At 31.7% G+C, this 26,192-nt stretch carries 17 protein-coding genes and 1 tRNA gene; 6 read left to right on the top strand and 12 right to left on the bottom strand.

Annotated features, from left to right (window positions below; translation table 11 throughout):
- Positions 1–31 precede the first annotated feature (31 nt).
- The 5 genes from KKI44_RS05010 (at position 32) to KKI44_RS04990 (ending at position 5,861) form a co-directional block, all read left to right on the top strand.
- A complete protein-coding gene (locus KKI44_RS05010) occupies positions 32–1,300 on the top strand; it encodes a phage integrase SAM-like domain-containing protein (protein WP_214590118.1) in 1,269 nt (422 codons plus the stop codon).
- A 17-nt stretch (positions 1,301–1,317) separates the two neighbouring features.
- Complete coding sequence (locus KKI44_RS05005) at positions 1,318–2,796, top strand: hypothetical protein (protein WP_214590117.1); 1,479 nt, start codon at positions 1,318–1,320, stop codon at positions 2,794–2,796.
- A gap of 118 nt (positions 2,797–2,914) precedes the next feature.
- Positions 2,915–3,190, top strand: coding sequence for a helix-turn-helix domain-containing protein (locus tag KKI44_RS05000; protein WP_214590116.1), 276 nt, complete (start codon positions 2,915–2,917; stop codon positions 3,188–3,190).
- Between the two features lie 133 nt (positions 3,191–3,323).
- Positions 3,324–4,178, top strand: a complete 855-nt coding sequence (locus tag KKI44_RS04995) for a ParB/RepB/Spo0J family partition protein (protein WP_214590115.1) — start codon at positions 3,324–3,326, stop codon at positions 4,176–4,178.
- A gap of 168 nt (positions 4,179–4,346) precedes the next feature.
- Positions 4,347–5,861, top strand: coding sequence for a hypothetical protein (locus tag KKI44_RS04990; protein WP_214590114.1), 1,515 nt, complete (start codon positions 4,347–4,349; stop codon positions 5,859–5,861).
- A 316-nt stretch (positions 5,862–6,177) separates the two neighbouring features.
- On the opposite strand, the gene KKI44_RS04985 is transcribed toward KKI44_RS04990, so the two are convergent.
- The 9 genes from KKI44_RS04985 to KKI44_RS04945 form a co-directional block, all read right to left on the bottom strand.
- Positions 6,178–9,555, bottom strand: coding sequence for a hypothetical protein (locus tag KKI44_RS04985; protein WP_214590113.1), 3,378 nt, complete (start codon positions 9,553–9,555; stop codon positions 6,178–6,180).
- A 6-nt stretch (positions 9,556–9,561) separates the two neighbouring features.
- On the bottom strand, positions 9,562–9,945 hold the full coding sequence (locus KKI44_RS04980) for a hypothetical protein (RefSeq protein ID WP_214590112.1): 384 nt from the start codon (positions 9,943–9,945) through the stop codon (positions 9,562–9,564).
- 344 nt (positions 9,946–10,289) lie between these two features.
- Complete coding sequence (locus tag KKI44_RS04975; RefSeq protein WP_214590111.1) at positions 10,290–10,595, bottom strand: DUF2185 domain-containing protein; 306 nt, start codon at positions 10,593–10,595, stop codon at positions 10,290–10,292.
- Positions 10,592–11,125: a hypothetical protein gene (locus tag KKI44_RS04970; protein ID WP_214590110.1), complete on the bottom strand. Its 534-nt coding sequence runs from the start codon at positions 11,123–11,125 to the stop codon at positions 10,592–10,594. The genes KKI44_RS04975 and KKI44_RS04970 overlap by 4 nt, the downstream gene beginning before the upstream one ends.
- Positions 11,126–11,137: 12 nt before the next feature.
- Positions 11,138–14,542 (bottom strand): DUF6443 domain-containing protein, encoded by a 3,405-nt coding sequence (locus KKI44_RS04965; RefSeq protein ID WP_214590109.1) that lies wholly within the window; start codon positions 14,540–14,542, stop codon positions 11,138–11,140.
- Positions 14,543–14,704: 162 nt separating this feature from the next.
- Entirely contained in the window at positions 14,705–15,577 is an 873-nt protein-coding gene (locus KKI44_RS04960) for a hypothetical protein (RefSeq protein WP_214590108.1), read from the bottom strand.
- A gap of 1 nt (position 15,578) precedes the next feature.
- A complete protein-coding gene (locus tag KKI44_RS04955; protein WP_214590107.1) occupies positions 15,579–15,980 on the bottom strand; it encodes a hypothetical protein in 402 nt (133 codons plus the stop codon).
- Positions 15,981–16,449: 469 nt separating this feature from the next.
- Positions 16,450–18,474 (bottom strand): hypothetical protein, encoded by a 2,025-nt coding sequence (locus KKI44_RS04950; RefSeq protein WP_214590106.1) that lies wholly within the window; start codon positions 18,472–18,474, stop codon positions 16,450–16,452.
- 767 nt (positions 18,475–19,241) lie between these two features.
- Positions 19,242–19,841 carry a Crp/Fnr family transcriptional regulator gene (locus KKI44_RS04945; protein ID WP_214590105.1) on the bottom strand — a complete coding sequence of 200 codons (600 nt, stop codon included), beginning with the start codon at positions 19,839–19,841 and terminating at the stop codon, positions 19,242–19,244.
- A 477-nt stretch (positions 19,842–20,318) separates the two neighbouring features.
- Here KKI44_RS04945 and KKI44_RS04940 point away from each other — a divergent pair, with 477 nt between their 5' ends.
- Positions 20,319–20,846, top strand: coding sequence for an antirestriction protein ArdA (locus tag KKI44_RS04940; RefSeq protein WP_214590104.1), 528 nt, complete (start codon positions 20,319–20,321; stop codon positions 20,844–20,846).
- A 193-nt stretch (positions 20,847–21,039) separates the two neighbouring features.
- Here the strand turns inward: KKI44_RS04940 and KKI44_RS04935 are convergent.
- From KKI44_RS04935 to KKI44_RS04925, 3 genes are all read right to left on the bottom strand, one after another.
- A tRNA-Arg gene (locus KKI44_RS04935) sits at positions 21,040–21,111 on the bottom strand.
- Between the two features lie 87 nt (positions 21,112–21,198).
- The gene (locus KKI44_RS04930) at positions 21,199–22,965 is read right to left on the bottom strand and encodes a TonB-dependent receptor (protein WP_214590103.1); all 1,767 of its coding nucleotides are present in this window, start codon (positions 22,963–22,965) and stop codon (positions 21,199–21,201) included.
- Between the two features lie 106 nt (positions 22,966–23,071).
- Positions 23,072–26,035: a tetratricopeptide repeat protein gene (locus tag KKI44_RS04925; protein ID WP_214590102.1), complete on the bottom strand. Its 2,964-nt coding sequence runs from the start codon at positions 26,033–26,035 to the stop codon at positions 23,072–23,074.
- Positions 26,036–26,192: the final 157 nt, after the last annotated feature.

The raw sequence follows: 26,192 nt of genomic DNA, 5'->3' as shown, positions 1-26,192 counted from the left end.
TAAATTGCAACACTATAAAATTTATAAATTTATGGCTAAAGTATCTTTTTTTCTTAGAAGTACTGTTAAGAACAAACCAAGTAATATTTGCATTAGGCTTAGAGATAAGGATCTTGATGTCAGACTTGCACTATCAGAATTAAAATGTCTTCCTGATGAATGGAAAAATGGTAAATGTAGAATAGCTTCAAAAAAAATGTTTGATACGGACACCGAATCAATTAATACAAAGCTTTCTAAAATTGAATCACATGTACTGCAAAAATATTCCGACCAAAACAGCATTTTAAATTATAAAATATGGTTACAATCTTGTCTTGACGAAATATTGAAACCAAAAGTAAAAACTATATATTCATCGAATCTCATTGAATTTATAGATACTTACTTAGAACTCAACAAAAATACAATAGCAGTAAGAACAAATTACAAAATCAAAGTTCTTAAAACAATGCTGATTGACTATTGTACTTATCATAAAAGAGTTCCGATAATCGAATTTAAAAATTTGGATAATTATTTCAAGGATGATTTTGAGAAGTACTGTTTGAATATTAACTACAAACACGAAACTATATATAGCAAATTGCGTGATATTAAAGTTATTTCGAAATTTGCAAGTAATTATGATATTGAAACACATCCACATACAAAAGATTGGAAACTGGGTTTAAGTAAATTCAAGAAAGATAAACCGAAACATATTTATTTGAATTTTGAAGAATTAGAAAGTATTAAAAAATCGAATCAACCGCATGATTACCTCGACAACGCACGAGATTGGCTAATAATAGCCTGTTTTACAGGTCAAAGGGTAAGTGATTTTTTGAGATTTGAAAAATCCATGATTGTAGAGGATAGAGACATAAAATATATAGAATTTAAACAGGAAAAAACGGGGAAGCTAATGCAAATTCCATTACTTAAAGAAGTACAGAAAATATTGGATAAAAGAAATGGCGAGTTTCCTAGAAAAATTTCTGATGTCAAATTTAACAAGTACATAAAAATTGTGTGTAAAAATGCTAAAATCTCAGAAGTTGTTTACGGTCTTAAATCTCAGGTCTTGGAAGATAAAACCAAAAGAGGAGTTTTAGGAGATTATCCAAAATACGAACTTGTAGCAAGCCATATCGGAAGAAGAAGTTTCGCAACTAACTTTCACACCTTGATCCCTACAGCAGATATTATGTATATGACAGGTCATTCAACTGAAAAGCAGTTTTTAGTGTATATTGGTAAAACAGAAAAAGAAATGGCAGTACGAACGGCAAATAGCTTTGCTAGAATTGGTTTTTAATAGTTTAGGATATTAATATGAAAAAACATACAGATGTTAATACAAAATCTGGAGTAACACTTGATTTTATTGTATATGCCGTTGTGTCAAATTCGCCTACTAATGTACATGGAATTGGTGGGTTCTTTTTTCAAGATCATAGAGTAGTAAACAAGGTAGAAAATTACTGTTCTGATGAAGATATTATAAATAATATTGCTAAATATTATCCTGATATTACCGATGAAAATGAAAGAAAACTTATCCGATACTCATTAGAAGATATGTTTACATTCCATTGGAAAGCGTTGTTTCACGAGAGACAAGGCTGTGCTGATATAATAAAAGATTATTTTGAATACCTAGATCATTTTATAGATGTAGACGAGATAATCAGCGAGAATTTTGATTATGTAGATTTTGATGAAGTAAATACCTTGCTAGATCTTTATACAACAGAAGAAATAGAAGACATATTATTTGAAGTCAATTATTTTATAAGTGAAAATAGCTTTTATGATAATGAAAACCAACAAGGAGACCTTTTAGAAGAAGAAAATTATACAATTAAACTAGCGTATTTAAAAGAGGATTTTGAAGATTTTTTATCCTTACGATATATATTCCCAAATACATATATTAGCTATTACGCTTCGCAAATTTTCTTTTTAGAACAAAAAACAAGTAATAAAATGAGACGTTTTGTAAGAGAAATAGATGCTCTTACAAATTCACCAACAATTAATCAAGTTTCAACCAGTAGTAAATACTTAGAAACACTAATATCTGAAAATGAAATTTTATGTTATAAACATTCATTTGATACTCCACAATTAGATGGTTTTTTTGAAGAAGTAACACCAGTAGTTACACTCTATGATACTCTATGGAATTATCTTAATATACTAAAAGATTCAAGTATTTTTCAGTTTACATATCTAAATAATATCTATCAATATAATTATTTAGAATTAGACGATGAACATTGTTTATATGGAATGAAGTTAAAATATCTAAATTTTAAATTATACGGTGAGAATGAAGATTCAGACGAAGAAAGTTTAAGCGAAAATTTCACTTATTTTATCAAGGAAAAAGAAAATTTCATACAGTACCTAAAAAGAAAAAACTTTACCACTCGTGAAATAAATATTATTCTAAATATCTTATCAGAGAATAAATACAATTCATTAGATATAAAAAGCCTCAATACAGAACGTGATATTTACTTCTTTAGAATTTGTTATTTTTTCCACGTTTTCGATTATTTTACAGAGATTGAAGGGATCATATTTGATTCAATTGTTTCATTTCAACCTATAATTAAGTTTAATTCTCAGAACAAAAGGGAAAATAAACAGCAATTCCTTAAAAATTATAGTAATATTAATAATCCTGAGCACAAAGATTATCCATTTACTCTAAAAAAGACAGAACTTTTCTTATCAGAGATTGAATATTCATTAGGAATTGATAGGGAAAAGTTGAAACCAATTCCAGAATTAAAAGTTTATTGAAATTTTTATCTTTGAATATTAACTAGTTATGTACTGTTAGCGAAAAAATGTTTTCCCTATTTTTTCCCTGTTTCCCCTATTTGGAATTTTGCATCATAATCTTAAAGAAATAAAAATTATGACAAATTCAGCAATCCAATTGATGCAAATAGACATAGAATCTTTTGGTCAATTTATTCAAAAACTAGTTAGGGAAGAATTAGAAAAAATTATCCCTGTACATTCAGAGGAAAAAGAGTTTTATACTCGTGAAGAAACTGCAAAACTTTTAAATGTAAGTTTGACAACATTATTTCATTGGAATAATGACGGGACATTGAAAAATACCAAAATCGGCAAAAGAGTGTATTACTCAAAAGACGAAGTATTTTCAAAACTGAAACAAGTTTCTTAAAAACAACTACATCGGGAAATTCTATACTTCCCAACATTTCTTAACTATTTACCACGCTTTTAATGTTTAATCAAAGCACACTTAGAGTATTGTGTGGGTATCTCTTTGTGTCAAATTTAAAATATTTATTATCATGTCAAACACAATTCAATTATTCGGTCAAAATTACAATGTTAGCTATAACTATGAAGATTTAAAGACAATTTCTGAGCTACAATCTTATCTTACTATTGCAGATGCAAATCGCTTTAAACAATTAAAAGCAGATATTGAAAAAAACGGAATTAACGATCCAATTCTATATTATACAGCTGCAAACGGAATTAAACTAGTTGTTGACGGTCATGTAAGATTAAAAGCCTGTATAGATTTAAAAATATCAAATATTCCTACAAAAGAAATTAATGAAGATTTTGAAACTCTTTTAGATATTCAGTTTTGGATGGTTAAAAATCAATGTCAAAGAAGGAATCTTACACAAATACATAAAATACAACTTGCATGTTTACATGAAGAAAAAATACAACAAGCTGCAAAAGATAATCTTGTTAAAGCAGGTAAGGGTAATGATGTTGAAAAAGCAGTTGATACACTTTTAGAAATAGCAAAAATCGCCAATGTTGGCAGAACAACTGTTGCCAGATATAAGAAAGTTGTCAGCAGTGGTTTGGAAGATATTATTCAAAAAATGATTACAGAAGATTTAAGCATATCTTCTGCATATAAGCAGGTTCAAAAATCTATAAAGAATGAACTAGATAAAACAATAAAAACTGAGCTTCAGGAGGAAACTCAAGTTGAATCTGAAACCCAAGAATCGCAAGAGCCTCAAGAGCTACAATATGTGAATGATATTAACGCTGGTACCCATCTTTTGAGAGATAATAAAGTTGCATGTTTTATAGTGACAAAAGATAAAGACAAAGTAAAAGACATTGTATCTCAACAGCCTAATATTAAATATGCTGTATTTATAATCGAGGATTAAACCTTATACACACGGGTACAAGGCTGAGAAACACAGAATCTTTTTACTACTACACCGCATAACCCTGCGCACGCCAAAAAATCGACTAAAATCTTTTTATAACATTAACCAAAGGCACAGTAAAACTGCTGTAACAGTCCATGTTGTGCCTTTTTTATACAAAAAACAATGAAAATACAACAATACAAAACCAAAAGTTCAAACCATAGAATCAACGCAACAGCTTTTTATCATAAGGGGTTTCGGTGGAAGGTTATTTTACCCACAAAAGTTTATAATTATTTGGTAGATATGGTTGAGAAAAAACCACCTTTCAAAACGTTTAAATTGGCACTGGCAATGTATTATTTAAGTTTAATTATCAGTATTCCCACCCGCAAAAAAGATAAAATCTACAAATGGGGGTATGTCCCGCTAAGTTCAAGATTATTAGAGAAAAAATATTACAAATATACTCGGTATTTTGATTATTTCCTTGATATTGAAATTATTCAAAAGATAAATTATTCAACTTATACTAATACAAGTAATGGTTACAGATTCAATTATTCTGCAATTAAAACAGAAGGTAATGAATGTCTAGATTTTTCAATTTTTGAAATCTCAGATGAAAAACTTAACGAAAAAATTTTGGATGAAAACTTTTCAAACGATTGTCCGCATCTTTCAAAATGGTTAAATGAAGGACTTATTATTGATTTTGACAATCTAATTGCCAGTATGGAAGATAAATTCTGTTATAATAAATATGACGCAGTTTATAGCACCCCCAATCCAATAATAGCAAATGTTTATAATTATTGGCATTGTGCTTTAATGATGAAAAATCAGATTTTCAGAGCAACGAGAGATGATAATTCTGATAATAGAATCCATACTAATCTTACTAATCTCCCAAAATCATTTAGACCTTTTTTGAGTTATGAGGGTGAAATGATTGCAAGTCTAGATATTAAAAATTCTCAACCTTATTTTATGGTTTTGTTGCTAGAAAGGTATAATGATGAAAGAATAAAAGGTATTATTCAGTCGATTTATGATTCTAAAACTGCTGTCTTAATGAATGATTTATCGGAGATTATTGCCACTCAGGAATTTCAAGAAGAATTTCAAGATGTAAAAAAATCAATAATATCAGGAATGTTTTATGAATACTTAGGAGATGAAGTATTTAGCGAAATTAAACCACATAGAGTTATTGATGAAAATGGTGAAAAAATCGAAATATACAGATCTTCTTTTTATAACAGAGACACTGAATATATGGAAATGAAAGAGTTCAAAGGTAAAAGAAATTTGATGAAAAAACTCACGTTACAGCTTTTATACACTCCATTGAAAAGACCTGCAAAAGAATATCAGATTTTTCAAAATCATTTGCCTATGTTGTGCAAATGTATAGAACTTTTCAAAACACAATTTGAGGATAAGGATTCTTATAAAAATTTCCCTAAATTATTGCAACATATTGAATCTGATTGTATTCTGGATTTTGTTACTGTAAAACTGGCGGAAAAATATCCTGAAATGCCACTTTGGACGATACATGATTCAATATGTACAACAGTACAATGGTTTCCCACGATGCAAAATGTAACAGAATCACTGTTTTCGGAATATTCTCAGGATATGAACCCAAAATTTGAATCAGAAGACTGGATAATCAAAGATAAGTCTGCCTAAAGAACCCTAAAAAGTGATTTAATATTGATTATAAGAGAATAATTAAAGGTATAAATATTTATAGTACTATGGTATTATCTTCGAGGTTTTTATATAAATCCTTTATTCATAGTGGTTGTGGCATTTTTCAACGATCAATAAATATAGAAATGACTTGTTGATAGTCAAAGCATCTCACTTATAGCAAGTTTATGGGTTGATGCGATATATATATTGACTATGCTCCGAAGTTGCCCCCAAAAGGTTTAGAGATAATATAAAAGACAATAAACCCTGACTGTGTCTTATCAATCAGGGTTTATTTTTATCGGTTTTTCTAACTATATAGTTTCTTAGCTAATTTAAACTGTGATAAGACATTATCGTAATAATCACCCAATAGCTTAAATTCTTTTCTTAGAACTGATTCATATAAATTAACTATTTCAGTCGGCATCAGATTAAAATTATTAGCAAAAAGGTCAAATGCATATCTATTTTTATTCTCAATAGTCATAGAAATAATTAAATAAATTTCTTTTAAAAATTTACTGCATGTGTGAATAATTTGTTGATTAGAACAAACTGAGAATTGCAAGTTTTCTACTGCTTTTGAATAATAATTTTCTTTACCAGCCAACAAATCAAAAAATTCATTTTTCAAAACAGCCAAATTAATGTCGATACCTAAATAATTCCATTTTAATAGTTGCCTGTAAAAAATCTCATCACATTTATCTGAATAATAAGTTTTTAGATATTTTTCGGGATTTAATTGATTATTAAAAATATTATTGCTTTTTTTATGAATAAAAAGAAAAGTATCATTACTTATCAACCTTAATTTCTCTCTTGTTGACATATAAAAAATATCAACAAAATTTTTCATAAAATCAGAATTAAAATCTTTTTCATTTACTTGTAACTTAGGATACAACTCTAGTTTTTCAATAACATTGTCAACAATACAGTTATCATTAACCCATTCCAAAACATTTTCTAAAAAAACTATTTTCCTATCATTTATATCATCTGGAAAAATATATTTTTCTACCTTTTCTAAAGTAATATCCATTGATAATTTTGAAACTGGTGAATTTTTTAACTCTAAAATTTCTTTTTCAAGATATTCTTTCGTTTGGTATGTAATTTTAAACTTGTGAATAAATTTAAATTGAAGTTCTTTTTCTAAAAAATAGAATAATAAAATTGCACTAGTATCTAAGCCATATTCATCAGCGATATGATTACTAATTAAAGAATTGGGAATTGTTGTGAATTGTCCTTTATTATGAGTCAAATAGTTATATGCATCAATAAAATCTCCATCAAAGACTGAACGTGTAATTTCCGAAAAGCCAATTCGACTATTATAATAATCATTTAACTGAGATTCTCTGAATTTTTTTTCTTCACTACCACGAGCTCCTAAATGATTTTTCAAAAACTCTTCTAAATTCCCTTTCTCTTTTGGGAGGTTAAGTGATTCAAAGCCAAGTTCATTTAAAGGATTATGAGCTTCTTCAGAAATTTCTCTGAATAATCTCATTGCATCATTATATATTTCAATAATTTCTATATTTTTATTGACTCTGGACATCGTAGAAGTTTCAATAAACTTTTCTCCAACTTTACGCCCAATAAATTTACCATGCAACCCATCCTCTTTAATTATTTTTATAATATGTGTTGTATCGTCGATATTATATACAACCCAATTATTAACTCTAACCTCTTCAAATTTTTTCAAAAAGCCCTCCAATACCAATGTATGGGTAAAATAAGCTCTTCTAGCAATTATGTTATTTTTATTTTGAGCCAAACCATATAATAAGGCAAAAGCTTTAGGAGTATTTATTTGATTTCTCAATAAAACAATACAAATATTTACTCCAAATATTTCATTTTCAAAAGATGCTTTATCTTTAATAATTTCAATTATTTTATCAAAGTCTTTCTTTTTTTCCAGAGTTAATATGTAATGATAAATATACTCCTCTTTATTAGGAAAGTATTGATATAAAAGTTCATCTATAGTTGATAAATTATCAATATCATTAATACACCCATATAGATTATGTTCTATTCGTAGAAACTCTTCATCAACATATTCACTTTTTTCTCGCCAAAATTTTAATAGTTCGAGTAACTCTTCATATCTTCTTTCGCTATCATCTTTATCATAAAGCTGATTTATTAAAAACTGGATGTACAATCTCAACTCATCTGAAATCTTTTTTCTATCAACAAAACTTTCTAAGAATTCTATAGCTTCAGACCTTAATCCTAACTCTGCAAAATTTCTCGCAACAAACACTTTACATTCTGATAATTCTAGGCTTTTACTTTCAATTTCCTTTAATTGTTGTATAACATCATCTGTCTTTTCTCCTAAAAAATTAATTTTCAATGTAACATCAACAAGTTTTTTAAGGTCTACGGATGTATATTGCATTTTCATCATTTCAGTATGCTCCCTCAGAAACAATTCTTTATCACAGTATTTTTTTTGAATATTAAAAAATGTCGAAAAAATATGTAAGACTGAAGTATCGTCCAAAATTTGTTTTAAACTTAGATACTCCATGAACATTTCTTCTACACCTTCGGGTTTTTGTAAAGCATCCAGAACAATTGCTTTAAAAAGATAATATTGATTAGCATGTTCATTTGTTTTTTTTGAATAATCATCTAAAATTTCTAAAGAATTGTCAAATCTACCTTTATGATTTAAGACTTGACAAATCGATAAAGTATATGACCAATGAGTTGTTTGCAGATTTTTATATTTTATCTGAATCATTTTTAAATCTTCATCATTATTTTCAATCAAATATTTTAAATAATGATAATGAAATTCATATAATGTTAGGGAATCTGATAATTCTGTCGTAGTTAATGTAGAAATGAACTTGTCAAGCAAATTCAAAGCATTATCTATACTCGGATTTCTCTCTGTAATAAAAGTATTTCCTGAAATATACCTTATGGGAAATTCATTAAAAAATCTATCAAGAAGCAAATTAATATTTACTATCCATTTGATTTTATTTGCAAAAGTTACTTCCGTAAATTCATTAATATTAAACTTATATTCAAGCCCATACTTTTTTAAATCATCGTAAGACCTGATTCCTTCGGATTGAATTACTTTGATTATTAACGAACTTGAAAAATCGTTATTGTCTTTTAAAATTTTAGGTAAAATATAAGGAATTTCAGAAAAATCATCTAAAAGTAGACATTTCACATACCATGCTGAAATATTAAATTCTTCTATTTTTAAAATTTCATCAGCTAATGCCTTTGCTTTTTCATCTTCGGATAGATTAAGATACTCGAAACATGCTCTATCCCTAAAATTATTGTCACTTTTGTTTAAATTATACGCATTTACAAAATCCATTGCAGAGTTTTCTTTTGTAAATGTTTGAATTTCTGACTTACATAAACCTTTTAAGTATAATATTTTTGCTTTTAAAGTATCTTTTTGGTCTATATTTTTATCAATAATCCTGTTTTCTAATTCTTGTAATAGGCTTAAAGCAGTTTTAGGCTTAAATTCAGAAAGTAAAGTAGAGATTTTTGTTAATTGATCTTTATATTCCTGAATCAACATTTCTAAACCATTAATAAATTGATTTATACTATTATTGTTGCCTACAATGGAATTTCCTCCAACATTTATAGGTGCATTAACTATATTCTCACCCATTATTCTTTAGTTTATTGTATTTCCGTCTCCAACAATTGAGTTTCCTCCTACTGATATATTTCCTGTTACAACATTTTTACTATTTGATATTGTATTTTCTGATTTTGGAAGATTTTTAATTAATTCCTCAAAATATTTCAAATTGTTTTCATCATCTTCAATACTGTTTTCAATAATACCTTTGGCAACTTCTTGTTTATTCGCATTAGTTGGATCATCTTGAAGTTCTTTAAGAGCTTTTTTAGGTTCTCCATTTTTATAAAATAAGCCTTTAACCCAACTCATTGCACCTTCTGATATTTTTTCACCACCCGTTTCAAATGCTTTTTCAAGTCCTTTTTGTGTTAGATTTAATAGTAAAGATGTTACTATTGCTGTTGTAATTACCATTTGTTTTTGTTTAAGTTTTATAATTAAAATTATCAACAATTTAATCATTTTTTTAATTCCATAATTATGGAAAAACGTAATTATATTATAAAAACCTTATACACAAAGGTATAAGGTTATCGGGGATGTGAAAAAGGACAAAATCGGTCTATATATTAAGGGTAATTTATACTGTAAAATTAAAATGATTGGTTCTACCATAGGCGGGTAGAGCCAATCATTTGTATTTATGAATTTTTACTTCGATCAGGATTTAATATAATGCTAAAGTATTTGTAATATTCTGTTTTGTATTTTTCAGAAGCTATATGACTATTCGTTTTAATCTTTAGTGATAAGCTTGTTTAATCTTCTATTGGTTTTATTTTCCATGAATCTTTTTTTGATTCTCGAAATGCCATATGATTTAATGCTAGGTTAGCAATTTCTAATATTGAAGAATCAATATTTATTATTTCCTGCAAGGAAATGACCTTGTAATCATTATCATTTATTTCGTTTTCATTACCTGAAAATTGCCACATACCATCTTCTTCATAATGAAATACATACAAAATTGGACTTTTATCTTCTAAAATGAATTTTGTTGTAATTACTGCTGTATTTAAGTCTTCACTAAATTTATTTATCATCGGTGTTAATCTCTTCAATGAGTATTTAAGTTTTGGTTGATTTCTATATCTTTATCAACATAATACTTCTTACCATTTACTTGTTTCAGATCACATCTTCCTTTTAAAAACTTAACAAGTTTTGAATAAAAAATCTTAACATTATTATTAGTAATGTGTTCAATAGATAAATCTTCTCTGTCTAAAAACTTCGGATAATATCCAAGATCAGTCCTTTTATATTTTATGGTAGAATGTTGTGCAAACCCTCTATATAAAGCTAAATCAATATATGGTCCTCCTACACGCTGAACAATGTGATATGTTGGTTTTTCTATAAATCTATTTTTTTTAATAACAAGTTCCTGTTCTGAAAAATCTTTAGAAATAATAAAAAATCTTACGGTATTATTTTTTATGAAATCTAAAAATTGTTCACTGCTTTCAATAAATACAAATTCTGCTTCATCATAATGAATATCTGGAATCAGTTTACCATTTATTGATGTAATGTAATCAAACAAAGACTTACGGGACTGATCGTTTATATAATAGCTTGTATCGGGCATATCAAATATTTTTTAGTTTCCTACTGGGTGAGTTTCATTAGGGATATTTAGTCTTTTATATTCTTCTTCTCGTTTTTTATTTCGAGCACTGTTTGGTCTTCTTTCCGCCTCATATATTTTTTTTGTTTCTCCAGTTTCTTTATCAACAACTTGTACGTCTGGTCTTCTGTTAGAACCTTCTTTTTTAATTTTCTTTTCGGTAATAACATCGTCATCTGGAAATTCAGCTTTACCTTTTTCTTCCAATTCTTTCACTTTTTCTTGATGATCAGGATTTCCTTTAGGTCCGTGTGGATTTGGAACTTTTTTCTTTTCAGATCCGTCTTTTTTTTCTGCTTTTCCACTCTCACCCTCGCTATTCAACACACGGTTGGCAACTTCTTTAAACTTTTTCACACCATAGATTACAGCACTGGTTGCAATAATAGTATTCATTGAGTTCCTGTTGTTCATGTTCTGCATCCACTGGGGAGTCATTCTGCCAACAGAATTATTATTGTAGGTAGGTGAGGGAGTGAGAACAGGAGCAGCCAGACCTGTACCCAAAACGCCTATACTTTCCAGTCCTTCAAGTTCCCTGTGTGCTACTACGGCATTTTCAGAGAAATTGAAAGGGGACTGATAAGCATACTTTTCCGCCAACGGATCAATATTAAAGAACCTTACAAACGAAGGATCATAGTTTCGCCATTTAAAAGAACTCCATCCTGTCTCTTCCTGTCTTTCCTGTTCCTGAAAAGAATACAGGTAGTTGGGAGATAAAGATCCTGAAATATTCATTCCGTCACCGCCAAAATCCATCCCGAAAGGGTAGAAATCCGAAATTCTGTCTGCTACTGCATTTCCCGAAGCATCTTTATAAAACGACAGCCTGATATTTCCGACCTGATCTTTATATTGGTAAAAATACTTATTTTGAATGAAATCGTAATATCCTTCTTCTGTCGGCACAAACTGTAATGCCATAGTATAACTTCCGTCAGGCTGTACAGAAGAATCTGAATTTTTGTACTGGAAACCATCGAAATATTCGTTTACCGATGAAGTCCCGACATTGGTTCGCCCTGTAAAATAATTGTAGCTTTTACGAAGCTTCACACCATCCGCTCGGTACAAATATCCTGTATTAACGTAGTAAATCGCCCCTTTCCTTGAAACCGATTTGTTAAATTTAATATAGCTCGGAAGATTCAGGAAATTATAATCGATCTGTAAAATATTTTTATCAATCTGGCTCTGCATATTTCCGTTGCCGTCATACGTAATGGCAGTTCCCGAAGTATCGGGATAACCATAATAATTGCCAGAACTTTCCGTAACAGTATCAAGCCTGTTTCCTGTATAAGAAAATGCAAGATCATCAATAATCTGTGCGCCAACCCCGATAAGATATCTGTTTCTTTTCAGCGTTTTGACGTTGCCGTTAAGGTCATAGGTAAGAATCTCGTTGTAGTAGTTATTTTCGGGAACAGAAGCGTTCGGCTCAGAATAGATTCCGCTTTTCAGCCTTCCCAAAGGATCATATTTGTAGGAATATCTTTTCAGTCCTTCCCCTGAAGAAGAAATCCAGTCAGACTCCGCAATGCTTCCGTTAAAATAGGGAAAAGAAAGATTGGTATTGACAGGATTGTTGAATTTCAGTTCGTAGGCAAAAAGCTTGTTCCCGAGATTTTGCGGATTGTTCACCTTTGTAAGCCATCCCTGTATATTGTAGGTATAATCTATGCTTTGCAAAGGCTGTGCAGGGTTTGTTCCGCCTACCTTTTTGTTTTTCAGTTGGGAAAGTTCGTTGTATTCATTTTGCGCAATAATTTCTATCGGCTTATTGTCTACCTGATGTTTCTGTACCAAAAGCCTGTTTTGGGCATCATACTCAAATGTTTCGGTAACAACTTTTTCAGTATCGGTGCTTAATCTTTTGTGATAGGTGATGCTTTTTTCGGTCTGCCCTGTAAAGTCAAGCAGTAAATCCTTATGGGTGTAACCCCCTAAATGATTGTACGACCTTGTGGCAATAACCTTTCCAAAAGTATCATAATAATCATAGTTTTTCGTCCAGCGGTTATCTTCGATATTTTTTAGATACTGTGCTGTTTTTAAATTATTGGTTGAAGCATCCTCATTTACCCCCACATGATCCCTTAATGTGTACTGTCCTAAAACCGTTGGCGGAAAGGGTGGGGAATCAGGAGGGTAAGTATCGTAATAATTAACGCTTAAAAGCGTAATATTGGAAGAAGGATAAGCAAGATTCCTGTAATACAGGTTCAGTCCGCTTATTAAACTGGGATCATTAAGCCGAATTTCATAATTCCCGCCATTAGCGGTAAGTGTATTAAGATACGCCTGTATTTCTGCCCTTGACTGGGAATTGCTAAAAAATCCTGTGTAAGCAACCCTGCTGAACTCATCATATTTTGTAAATATCCATCCCCTTGACTGGAAGTTGTTAAAAGCTGTTTTCAGTACGGCATCCTGCGCTAAAACCAATCTGTCCTGTTTGTCATAAACAAAATACTCCCATCCCTTGTTAGGCAGTTTCTTTTCTGCTACACGGTCTAATCCGTCAAGTCGGTACTGATAACAAAGGTTATTGAGTATCTCATCGGGAATCTGAGTTCCTGCGGGAAGGTTTTTGATGGCTTCCGAAGCCAGAGGAGGAATAATAAAAGCCAGTTGCGCATATTCATTGTAAATGTAGTAGGTATCTGCATTTTCAGTAGCACTCAGTACCTTTCTGCTCAGGATCAGTTCATCATCTCCGTTGGTGTACTCGTAGGTTGTGTTTCCGTCTTCATCGGTAATCTTTCTTTTACGGATTGTAGTTTCTTTATAAAAACCATTCACCGCCAAAGTATTATCCGCTACTTTAAGGGTTGAGTTCATGATTCCGTCTACTGCTGAAGTAGTGGTAACATATCTTCTGATTTCATTAGCTGAGTTGGCGAGATATTCGTATGTAATGGGTTTGTCTGCCCATGCTGTTCCTGCTTTGGTCTGCTGTTGTAATCTGTCTAAAGGTGAATTTTCCAGTTTCTTTTCAGAAAATATTCTTTCATTTCCGTACAGATTCGGATTCACGGCATTGGCTAAAGGATTGGGAACGATAGCTCCGTTTAACGTTCCGTTTTGCGGTACAGGCAGGTAATCTTTAACCTGTCTGCCGAATCCGTCATATTCTACGTGGGTAACAACATCTTTTCCCGTGGGGGAAGCTTTAACCTGAACGATCTGTTTGGTTCTTCCCAGTCCGTCCAGATATTCTACGGTTACAGACTTCTTTACACAGTCTGCATCCAGACATCGGGTACTCTCAATGTAGTTTTCTGTATTGCTTGGGGTGGTTTGTGCATAGGTATACGCACTTATAAGCATTCCTGTGAATGCGAGAAGGAATTTCGATAAATTTTTTCTCATGATACTTGTGAATTTTTTACATAGTTAATTTTTATTTGGTCGACAATTTAGAAATAATCATTGGTGTACAACATGGGTATTTTCCCCATATTTTTCATTCAGTAATTTATTTCTGTCCGTAAATGTAGATCTGCAAAACGTCAAATCTTGACGTAATTTATTCTAATAATTGTTTACAGATGTCGAAACAGAATCTGTCAAATCAGGTTCGTACTGTTCTGGGTATGTAGTACTGTTTATTTTTAATATTCTTTCTTTCTCCCGACTTGCCTGTGCATAACTGTCAAACCGCATCATAAATCTTTCAAGAATGTTTTTGTCAAATAGTTGTAACCTGCATTGTTCCTGTACATCGTCAAGTATTTTGTATTCTTCATCAGCGTCGATAAAAAAAGGAGTATCAAATATACCTGTAACCATTACAGATTCTTTATGGTCAAAGTATTTATCACGTACTTTAAAAACGACAAACGCGTGTTTTATCTGCTCTTTTTGTGGTTGGGGGATGTTTTGTGTTCTTTTTAGATTTTGAGCCGTAGAATCGCTTTGTATGGAGGTCTTTTCCTGCACGATCTTATTTTCACAATTTGTTATAGTGATTGGGAAGGTTAATATCAAAACCTTTAATCGGTATCTTTTAAAAAACAGGACGATGAGTGTGTATGCCATCCAAAACAGCAAAAGGTATTTGTAATCATTGAATACTGACTTTGCATATAGCACGATCTTATTGGAATAGCTCCTGAACTCGGAATCATACAGTAGCTCACTGCACATCATGCCGTTTGTCGGGAGGTCTATTCGGGTTCCAAAAGGCGTTGTTTGGTACAATGCGCCTACAGGTGTTGTGCGGGTGTCGTATGTTCCGCTTAAAACAATCTTACCACTATTGTCAATACTTGGTGTGCTAAGATTGGGGATGTATGAGAATGTACTAAAGTGTTCTACTGTAAAAACTGTTACAAATGCGAGTATAAAACCTATCAACACTGATTTAGGTATATTGCTGTCAACCTGAATAGTTTTCTTTTCCATATTAATAATATTCAGCGATTCCATCATTTGACATTACAACAATTTTCTTGTAATCCTGAGATATAAACACGTAAATGTTTTCTTTGGATGCGGTATTGTAGTACAGGGATTGTTTAAAAATTGTACCTCCGATCTCTTTATATCCTGATTTTTTTAATTCAGCCGCCCAATATGCTTCCTGTCCGTTATTATAAACTGTAAAAAGTTGGGTTGCTCTTCCATCGGCAGATACTTCGAAATAAAACTTGTAATCTGAGGTTTCGTTAGCAATAGTTTTGTATTGCGTCTGCCCGTAGCTGTCCGTATACTTTATACTTTCTTTTCGGTGGCTGAAATAATAGTTTTGGGAGAAACATAGGGTACTGGATAGTACCATTACTACTGATAATAATAGTTTTGTCATAAGTGATTTTGTGTCACCCGAGCCTAAAGTGCAGTTTGTTTGGGTTTTATAATGGAAAAAGGACGCAGGCTCGTAACTCTTACTTACTAATAGAGGCTCTGGTAAGCCTTGTAGTGCAAGCAAGCGAAACCCACGTCCCGTTAAATATGGACGTGAGCGTTCAACTTACCATTCTGCACTACTTTTTGAATTTACCAGATTCCTATTAGCAGAATAATTATTAACGCTTTTTCGTTTTCGATAAAATTTGAGGTGCTAATATAAGAATTTTTGTAATTATGTAACAGTTTGTTTTTTATTGAAAATGTAAAGGTTCGTGTGTCATCATACACAAAAAAAGAGACTCCTTCAAAAGTCTCTTGTATCTTTATGTTTTACGATAAACCCAAGCTTGTCGAAGGGTTCAATAGAGTTTTCATTGTTCGTGCTTCGCAAGCAACGAAAACTTAGCTATTAGCTGTAGTACAATTTATACAAATAATTTATTAAAAAATGGATTATGTCTTTGCTTTGATGAATTTAGTAATTGTCTAAATGTCATTACTTCAATATGCAAATTCAATTCTCCTGATATTTTGAAAAATGTACCAAAAGGTGTTTTTTTCCATCCACGACCTTTATTATAACGTTCTAATGGTTCTGGGATAATATCAAGTATTATGTAACCAAACTTAGGAGTAGATTCTTTAACTATTACTTGATTACCTTTATAATTCTTCTTTATAGGTTTATATATAAATTCATCAAAATAAGGTTCTACTAATTCCGAAAACTCCCAAGTATAATCGGTTTTTCTCTTTTGATGTGCAATATCTCCAGGTCTCTTAAACTCAAAAATAACCATTGAGTTAACCTCACCACTTGATTTATCACCAAAACTTATTGGATTATCAAACATTTCGGGATTTTCTGTTAAAATTAAATCTGGCTCTTTACTACTTTTTACTTGTGAAAATGATGTAATTGATTTATCTGAAGCAATGAACTTGTAAGAAATGAATCTCTCATCTAAAATCCATAAATTATGATTTTCGTAATCAAGTTCGTTGTTAGTCAAGCCTAATGGAAAAATTAAATTATGAATATCTTCCTCTAGCTTATAATCACCATTTTCATCTGCATCTAAGAACTTATCAAACAAATCTAATATTGCTTTTCTTCTTGTCATATAATCTGCTAAACTATCAACATCATATGCCGTTTTAGCTTTTATATCATCTTTTATTTTCTCAATTGTTTCCTCATTTAAATCTTTACATTCAATAAATTTCTCAATATTACTTTCTACACTTTTACGTGCATTAAATGAAATTTTATAGAGATATTCTTCAAGTTTGTCTTCAGTTAAATTTGGCGGAACTCTATTTAGGATCTCTTCATTTCTTAAAAACGAATTAAATCGAGGCGCTTTATTTTTAATATAACTTTTAATATTATTTATGTTCTTTTCTTTGGCGACTTTTACAAATTCATCATATTCGTTTTCAAGGATTTCTGATATTTTTTCTTCTATATCTTGAAACGTTATAGGTTCAGTTTCACTAAAAAGTAAATTCTCACGTTCTTTCGGAATGTTAAAACCATTTCTTGCATTAAAAACTTTTCTGTTTAAAAATTCAGAAACTACATAAATATCAAAAAAATAATAGTCATTTTCAATCAAAACAGGATACGAAAATATAGAGTTTATTGTTTTAATATTTTTAGGATTACCAACAGTTCGATTATTTGCACAATAATATAAATAGTTGTTTTTTCTATTACCTTCTTTAATTGTTTTTGTTATATAGAACTTGAATTTTTCACCTTTTAGGTTAAAATCTCGTTCCTTTTCCTTAGAAACCTTTACAAATAATTCATTAATTACTTCTGCTTCATTATTTTCTAAGTCAATTAATTCAATACTTGGAAGTGAACTATTTAAATAATAAATAAAGCAATGTTGCATAATTGCTTCACTAATTTGTAATGTTGTTAATGCCGATTTTTCGCTAACGATTTTGTTAGTGCAATTTTGAATATTAATAACCGTTTTCCAATCACTATTTTCAGATTCTTTGAAGTCTATAACTTCAATTTCATTTTCAGTTGAAAATTTGAATTTACGATTATGCCAAACTTTATTTTCTTTAAAATTACTATCAACTTCAAAATCTTTATAAGCTGCTAATACTGTAAATCTTCCAATTCCTTTACAACCAAAATCTTTATTTATTTGAGAAAATGGAGTTTGAAAAGATTCATAGTTTTGCGAGTTAAAACCCACTCCGTTATCTATAATTTTAAAACCATAAATTGTTTTAATATTTTCAAAATTCAATTTTTGTGGCAATTCACCTCTAGTGATTTGAATTTGAATCTTTTTTTCTTCGATCGGTAACTGGGATTTTTGTAAACTTATAATCGAATTAACAACGCATTCAAGCATTGGTAAAAGCACATCTTCAGATGTTAGATCTACGGTCTCAACTAAATTTTTTACAGGTACTTCCATTTAGTATTGTTGTTCGTTTTGTATTATAGATAACTTCCTAATTTACGGATTGCATTAATAAAAACAATATATATTACATCATTTTTTTAATCTTTATGAATTAATATTTGTAATAATTTGATTTTCAATAAAAACGAATGAGGTTATTTTATGTTTTTTTTATACGGGTGCATATTTAAGCTAACTGTATCATATATATTGTGGGAAACTGTACCAAAGTCGGGCAGGAGTATTACCCATTATATTACTATTATAAAGTGCTTACTTATAGGGTATGATTATATTGGGTTCAAATTAAGATTCAGTTTTTCATAGCATGAGTCTGAAAAAATGAATTTCTGAAGTTTATTTTAAACATTTTTTTTTCATACTGTTAAAGCTTTTCTGGTGTGGTTAAGTCCTCTTTACGGTTTTTGGCGAGGTGTAGAAAAATAATTTTTTTACGGACGTACTTTTGTCAATATATATCTGCCAATTTACCCCAAAAACAAAAAAGTCCCTCAAAGAACGAGGGACTTTAAAAACACAGAGGATGAAAAAATAAATTTTCAGGCACTAATTTATTACATTCTTTTAATATCTGCAAACCTGTGTAAACTACTATAAAAAGAGGTGTTGTCGGAGTTTCTGCAACATAGTACCTATATATCATTTATATCTATCATCATATCTATAACACATCTAACAACCCTAAACTAACTTTTCGGGATGGAGTAGTGGTTTTTTTCTGCGGAGTCCGAGAAAGTGTGTATTACTTGGGTTACTATTTACAAATAATATATTTTTCTGTTTTCGATTTTTAATATTCTTTCTTTTTCCATTTTCTTTACTGTTCTGATAACTGTTTCAACTCTCAATCCTGTTAAACTGGCTAATTGCTTTCTTGTAAAAGGAACATGATTTGAGGTTTGTTTATCAGGCAAATTGTAATTATGAAAATATTCAAGTAAAGTTTGTAACCGTTGTGTAGGATTATTTAATGATATATTAAACAGCATTATAGATTTATAATAAAGCCTGTCTGATAGGCATTTAATTATATTGATGAAAACATTAGGATTTTTTTGTAGTAAATCGAAAAAAGCATCTTTATGTAATTTTATTACTGTGCAGGCTGTTTGAGTAATAGCAGACATAGGATAAACTCTTTCATTGAATAATAAATACTCGCCTAAGCATTGCCCGTTTGTTAAGATATTTTGTGTAAACTCTCTGCCATCATCATTGAGATTATTTAATTCTACAATACCTTCAACAATTTGAAAGTAAAATTTTGGTGTAGTACCCTCTTGAAATATGGGTTGATTTGCTTCATAATCTATGTACTCTGCACCATACCTAATTAAAAGATTTTCATTAATTATCATATTATTATATTTTTTGTGTGTATTGTGAAAATCTTAGTAAAATTGGTTTGTAATACGTGCAAATATTAAGCCATATACTATTATGTTTAAGTTAAAAATACCCCTATATCAAATATCAAAAATTTTGTATAGGCATCGGGTGTCTCCCTACTATAAGGATTTTGCACCCCATAAGTGAGGTTTTTTCGTTGTGCCCCTGTCAAGGTCTTTAGGTTTTTTGACACCTTTTTTTATTTTCCCGCGCTCGGAGTGGTTAAAAAGATTTTAACAAGTCTTGCAAAGTATTGATATTTTGGTTAAAAAGTGCTGTAAACACTTGTATTTATCGGCTTTTTGTCGTATATTTATGCTGTACTCTACTACTAAAAACAGCCTTGTTTCTTTGTGTACAAGGTTCAATATAAAAAAATGCCTAGAAGTGCGGGAACACAACTAGGCGAATCAATAAATTTTAAATCAGACTTAAAACTTATCAACATGACAAATTTACGAAATTGTCTTGATACTGCTAGTATCTATGTAGGAACGTACGCCAAGTACAACAATTCAAGCCTTTACGGAAAATGGCTAAATCTCGGAGACTATTCGAATTATGAAGATCTTTTAGAAACAATGCGGGAACTGCACAAAGACGAATCAGATCCAGAGTTCATGCTTTCCGATTACGAAAACTGCGAACTGTTTGAAAAACTCGGATTGATTAGCGAATGCCATTTATCACCTGATATTTACGAAATAGCCGAACAAATCAACGATTCAGGGCATGATCTCGAAGTGTTCGAGGCTTGTATTGATTGTCTAGGTAGAATTGATTTTCAAAGCTTGTATGAGTACGTGAATAATTTTTATTACGGCGAATTTAGTTCAGATGAAGATTTTGTACAATGGCTGTACGAAGATGATACGTTTAATATTCCTAACTGGGTTGTTATTGATTGGGAAGCCACCGCACGGAGCATAATGTATGATTATTTTGAGAGTTCAGGGCATTATTTCCGATCTTAATAATTATTCTATACATTTGTCACTACAGATGTAATTTATCTGTTTTAGTATTCAGATAGATTTAATTAAATTCAGGCAGATTAAAAAAAGTGTATTTCTTAAATTTGGGCACGATTCTGGGCACAAAAATAAAAAAGAGAAAATGTAATCACTTTGTTTTTAATAATTTACAAATTCTCTTTTCATTAAAAAGTGACCGCAGAAGGATTCGAACCCTCACTGTCGGAGCCGAAATCCGAAGTTCTATCCATTAAACTATGCAGCCTATTTGAGTTGTAGGGTTTGAGACTAAGAGAGCTTTAAATCTGAATAAATAAACACTCAAACACAAAAACTCTCCCACCCTAAGACTCTAGAACGTAATCTTCACGCCTCCCAGAACCTGTGCACCCAGAACTTTATAGCCTTGGTACGTCTGATATTTTGAACTCAGAAGATTATTTCCAAGCGCGAAAATACTGAAATTTTTGTGAATTTTATACTCTGCAGACAAATTTAAATCTGCATAACCTCCCACTTTATCGTTGGTGTTCTCTGTAGACTGATAGAACATGGGACTTCCAACTCCCTGAATCATAAATGAATTCGTTGTTCTGTCGCTGGCAAAAATCCCTTTAAAACCTAACAATAATTTTTGATCCAACATCGTATATTTTGCTCCGATTGTTGCCGTAACCAAGGGTACGTTATAGATATTTTCGTAGTTTTTAAGATCAAACTTGGTAAATTTTACTTCTCCGTCCAACACTAAATTTGCCAGAGGAAAATACTGTAAACTACCTTTGATGTCTCCTACATTTCCGTCATCATACACCGCAGAAAAAGTATTTGCGAAGTTATAGGCAGAACGGTTCAGGGTAAAATTCGTGTCAAAAAGATCATTTGCCTTAAAGAACATAATGTCTCTCATTTTTCCGTATCCTGCAGAAACATCATACTTAAAAGTTTCATCAATATCTCCTCTCAAACCTACATAAAAATGGTATTTTGTTTCGGTAGGTCTTAAATACTGGTCAGAAACGATGAAAGGATTCTGCTGCAGTAAATCCGAATACGTATTCAGCTTTAAACCGCCGTCAACTCCCCCGTAAAATTTAAATTCCTGCGCGGCAGCAACCTGAAATTCAGCTTCCGGAAACCAATAGGTCTTGTTGTTTTTCATTTGCTCAGCCATCAGATCATTCTGGTTTTTACCATTCAGAAACGCGAACTGCGATCCTAATTTCAGGTAGGAATCCCCTTTTCTGAAAGTAACTTTCGGGCTCAGATTTGTATTGAAAAAGTTGGACGAATTTTTATCTCTGATCGAAAATTCAGTTTTCACGGTTTCCAGACCAACGCCTAAATCTGCATTCAGACTGATGCCTGATTTGCCGATTTCAACCCCATGTTTCGAGAAATTCGCCAAAACGGAAGCCTGATTTTCCTGAGCATCAAAATGGTCTTTTAAAAATGAAGATTTCACTCTTACGTCATTCAGAATTTCGTTCGAATAAAAATCATAATAACCGTTTACTTTAAACTGATTGACTCTTTGATCCAGATCAACATCATTGCTCGGAGTCAGCGCATAAATTCCGTAATAATTATAGCTGTTCAAACCATATTCAGCATTCAGATTGAATTTCCCTTTATCTCCGTAGGAATTCAGAAAAGCTCCTAAAGTGGTCGAACTCTGCTTAGAATCCCAGTCGTATTCCTTTTTTAAACCCTGTGTTGAAAGAAAATGAGCATCCACTCCAACCTCAATTTTATTTTCCAGCGTTTTCGAAATATTTGCATCGCCCAGAATTTTACCGAAATTTCCCATTCCGAACTGGATATAGTTGTTTTGCGCCGAACCTTCGAATTTCGGGGTCACATCTGCTCCCTGAATGGTTGACGTTTTAAAATCCGAAACCGCAGGAACATCCGTAATATTGTACTGTACAGGATTCTGAGATTTTTCTTCCGGCGGATAATTTTTAATGGTTTCTACCGAAGTTTTCTTTTTTTCGATCTTCTTTACTTCCGGTTCCCTTTTTTTATTGAGAATCAGTTTTTCTTCTTTGATCTGGGAAAACGCTACCGACGAAACCCCTAAAAATATGATGGATAATAATTGAATTCTTTTATTCATTACTTTTTGTATTAATAATGTGCCAATTTATCAATGCAGCAATCCGGCAATGTAAAGTTTGATTGGTAAACTGTTACATTGATAAATTGATACATTAAATATATTTTTACTTTTTAATCTGCTTTTTAACTTCCTTCGCTTCCGCTACAATTTCAGGGAAATCTTTATAATTCTCAATGATCTGATCACAAGTGTAACTTGCCTGATAATTGTCTTTCAGACCAACATAGTTTTTCGCCATCAGAACAAGCGCTTTTGCTCCCCAATATTCTTCGGAAGCATAATTATTGGCTAATTTAAAGATCGTTTCATTAGAAGATTTAAACGCTTTTCCTTTGTTTTGATAATAAGCTTTCGCGTACAGAGATTCTGCGGCAACTGAGGTGTTTGATGATTTTTCAAGAGAAGCATAAGCTGACTGTGCGTCTTTGTCTTTTCCTGAATTCATCAGACTTCTTGCCTTAATTACTTTTGCCGTCTCAATAACCGCTGCGGAGTTTTTATTGTTTGCAATCACCGCATCGGCTAATTTTTCAGCCTGAGAGAAGTTCTTTTCATCGGCATAAACTTTCATCAGTTCAACATTGGCGTAATTTTTAATGTTGACGTCTGATGAGTTTTTAATATTTTCAAGATATTTTTTAGCTTCAGCCGTATTACCCTGATTGACAAAGATTTGCGCTAAACGGGTTTGTGCATCATCCTGATAATCATTCTGAACATTGGCAACTTCCTGTAAAACCAACAGTGCTTTTGTAGTATCTTTGGTCTGATAATAACTCTCACCAAGCTCATATTTTGCCTGATAAAGCCCTTCTCCGGTCGGATTCTGCGTTAAATATTTCTCGTAATATGAAATCGCGTTTTTGTAATCTTTCTTCGTGAAATACTGTTTTGCAGTCGATAAGTTAATTTCATCAATTTCTGAAGCATCAATATTAACGCCTAAATTTCTTGCAAAAGTTTCATAGCCGGAAACATCACCGTTTTTCGTGAAGATTGGTTTTGCAGCCTGAACGATTTTTTCAGCATACGCTGTATTTTTATATTGTTCTCCAAGCGATCTCAGTTCAGACAAAGCTTTATCGCTTTGGTTTTGGTCAATATAATTTTGGGCTCTGTAAATTGATGCATTGGCAACCAAATCTTTATCAGACGAAGTTTTAATCACTTTATTAAAGTAATCATTCGAGTTACTGAAATCGTCCTGCGCTGCGTAAGCTGTCCCGATTTCGTACTGCGCATCGTCATAATAATCAGAATCCGGATATTTGGATAAAAGGTTTTTCAGGTTGGTAATTTTCGCCTGAGTATCACCTTTAAATCCTAAAGCCATTGCTTTCTGATACAGCGTATAATCTGTTGCGTCTTCATTTTTATCATAAATGGCAATCGCTTCGTTCAGGTTATTGTTCGCGTAATTAATATCTGCCAAACGAAGTTCTGCATCATTTTTAAACTCAGGTTTCGGATTTGCTAAATATTGCTTGAAATACGTTTCCGCCTGATCGAATTTTTTAGATTTGAAATAAGCATAGCCTAAATCATAAGGAAGCTGCTGCTTTTCAGGGAAATTTTCGCCCAGTAATTTTTCATAACGGGCGATTGCGGAAGGGTAGTTTCCTTTCTGATAATACACCTGTCCTAACCAGTATAATGCTCTGTTGTTGAATTCTTTATTGATGTTGAATCCTAAACTTCTTAAGAAATAATTTTCCGCTTCATCATAATTTCCTTTGTTAAATTCCTCCGTTCCCAAAAGATAAGAAACTTCCTGATCGATCTTATTGATTTCCGGCGTTGAGCTCTGTAAACGGTCAATCGCGTTCAGTGTTTCCTTATAATTTCCGGAATATAAATAGGATTTCACCAAAAGCGATCTCATTTCCGAAGCATTCGCGCCGTTTTGGTTTTCATTAATATAATTCTGAATTACCGTTGAAGCACTTTCAAACGGATTTCCGATGTCGTAGCTTAATTTAGCGTATTGTTCATGCGCAAGCTTTTTCACATTCTTATCATAATTCATCTGATAGGCAGAACGGAAAGCCGAAAGTGCTTCCTGTTTTTTACCAACCGCCAGATAAGCATTTCCAAGCTGATAGTAAGCATTCTGAGCCAAAGCCGAATTGCTGTTCAGCAATTGATTGTAATAAGAAACCGCTTCGTCATATTTTTTAAGCTGAGCCGCTACAAATCCCATCTCGTAAAGATCATTTTCAGACGGATTTTGCTGAACGCTCAGATAATCTTTTAAATGTGGGTACGCCGAAGTGTAATCGTCTTTCATGAAATAACTTTCACCAATGATCTTGTGAACTTCTGCTTTGTAAGATTCCGAAATATCTTCATTCAGTAAAGCAGTTCCTTCGGAGATCGCTTTATCATAATCTTTATCATTGTAGTACATCTGAACATAGTAAGGACGCACCAGTTTAGAATATTTCGGTTCTTCTTTAATGGAATCAAAATAACGGAACGCTTTATCATTCTGCCTGTTGGAATAATACAAGTGTCCCAACATATAAGCAATGTCGCCTTTTTGGGACTGGTCTGCTGTTTTATAAGCTTCTTCCAGTGCATCTGTTGCGCCTTTGGAATCGCCCATCATAAATTTGGCATATCCTAATTTCAGAATGTATTGTGTATTTTCTTCTTTGGAAAGCTGATACTGGTTTACTTTTTTCAGAGTTTCCAGAGCTTTGGCGAAATCTTTTTTAGCCAAATAATAATCAGCCAACGGTAAATTTGCTTGTGCAAAATACGCAGAGTTCGGATATTCTTTCATAAAAGCGGTTAATCCTTCTTCCGCATGATTTTTCTGAAGAATGACGCCGATCACGTTATCAAAAAACTGTGCAGCTTCTTTTCTCGAACGCGACAAATGCTGATTGTAGAAATATTGTCTGGCGTATTCGTATTGTGAAGCGTTGTATATTTTGGTCTGATAAAGATTTTCAGCGAGATTGAATCTGTAGTTTTCTTTTTGGGTAAAGTACTGAGACTGTTGCGCATCGGAGATCCCGAAATACATTACAGCAGCCGCTAAAAGTATTTTTTTCGATTTCATTAATTTTAAATTTTAACATGAAGAAGCCTGAAGATCAGGTTCAGATATTTAAAATTACGGGAATTTTTATCCACAATTTATCAACGAAAATATTGAAAAGATATTGTATAAGCAAGCGTTTTAACACATTGTTAGTAACCAAATTTTTTTTTAAGAC

Source organism: Chryseobacterium sp. ZHDP1 (assembly GCF_018603435.1).
Lineage (GTDB): Bacteria > Bacteroidota > Bacteroidia > Flavobacteriales > Weeksellaceae > Chryseobacterium > Chryseobacterium indicum.
Note: the sequence above shows the minus strand (reverse complement) of the source record. Positions and strands in the feature narration are given on the sequence as shown.

Coding starts and splice junctions, on each gene's coding strand:
- KKI44_RS04925 (WP_214590102.1), bottom strand. CDS start 26,035: ATGAAATCGAAAAAAATACTTTTAGCGGCTGCTGTAATGTATTTCGGG.
- KKI44_RS04940 (WP_214590104.1), top strand. CDS start 20,319: ATGACAAATTTACGAAATTGTCTTGATACTGCTAGTATCTATGTAGGA.
- KKI44_RS05010 (WP_214590118.1), top strand. CDS start 32: ATGGCTAAAGTATCTTTTTTTCTTAGAAGTACTGTTAAGAACAAACCA.
- KKI44_RS04995 (WP_214590115.1), top strand. CDS start 3,324: ATGTCAAACACAATTCAATTATTCGGTCAAAATTACAATGTTAGCTAT.
- KKI44_RS04945 (WP_214590105.1), bottom strand. CDS start 19,841: ATGATAATTAATGAAAATCTTTTAATTAGGTATGGTGCAGAGTACATA.
- KKI44_RS04985 (WP_214590113.1), bottom strand. CDS start 9,555: ATGGGTGAGAATATAGTTAATGCACCTATAAATGTTGGAGGAAATTCC.
- KKI44_RS04965 (WP_214590109.1), bottom strand. CDS start 14,542: ATGAGAAAAAATTTATCGAAATTCCTTCTCGCATTCACAGGAATGCTT.
- KKI44_RS04930 (WP_214590103.1), bottom strand. CDS start 22,965: ATGAATAAAAGAATTCAATTATTATCCATCATATTTTTAGGGGTTTCG.
- KKI44_RS04960 (WP_214590108.1), bottom strand. CDS start 15,577: ATGGAAAAGAAAACTATTCAGGTTGACAGCAATATACCTAAATCAGTG.
- KKI44_RS04955 (WP_214590107.1), bottom strand. CDS start 15,980: ATGACAAAACTATTATTATCAGTAGTAATGGTACTATCCAGTACCCTA.
- KKI44_RS04970 (WP_214590110.1), bottom strand. CDS start 11,125: ATGCCCGATACAAGCTATTATATAAACGATCAGTCCCGTAAGTCTTTG.
- KKI44_RS05000 (WP_214590116.1), top strand. CDS start 2,915: ATGACAAATTCAGCAATCCAATTGATGCAAATAGACATAGAATCTTTT.
- KKI44_RS04950 (WP_214590106.1), bottom strand. CDS start 18,474: ATGGAAGTACCTGTAAAAAATTTAGTTGAGACCGTAGATCTAACATCT.
- KKI44_RS04980 (WP_214590112.1), bottom strand. CDS start 9,945: ATGGTAATTACAACAGCAATAGTAACATCTTTACTATTAAATCTAACA.
- KKI44_RS04990 (WP_214590114.1), top strand. CDS start 4,347: ATGAAAATACAACAATACAAAACCAAAAGTTCAAACCATAGAATCAAC.
- KKI44_RS05005 (WP_214590117.1), top strand. CDS start 1,318: ATGAAAAAACATACAGATGTTAATACAAAATCTGGAGTAACACTTGAT.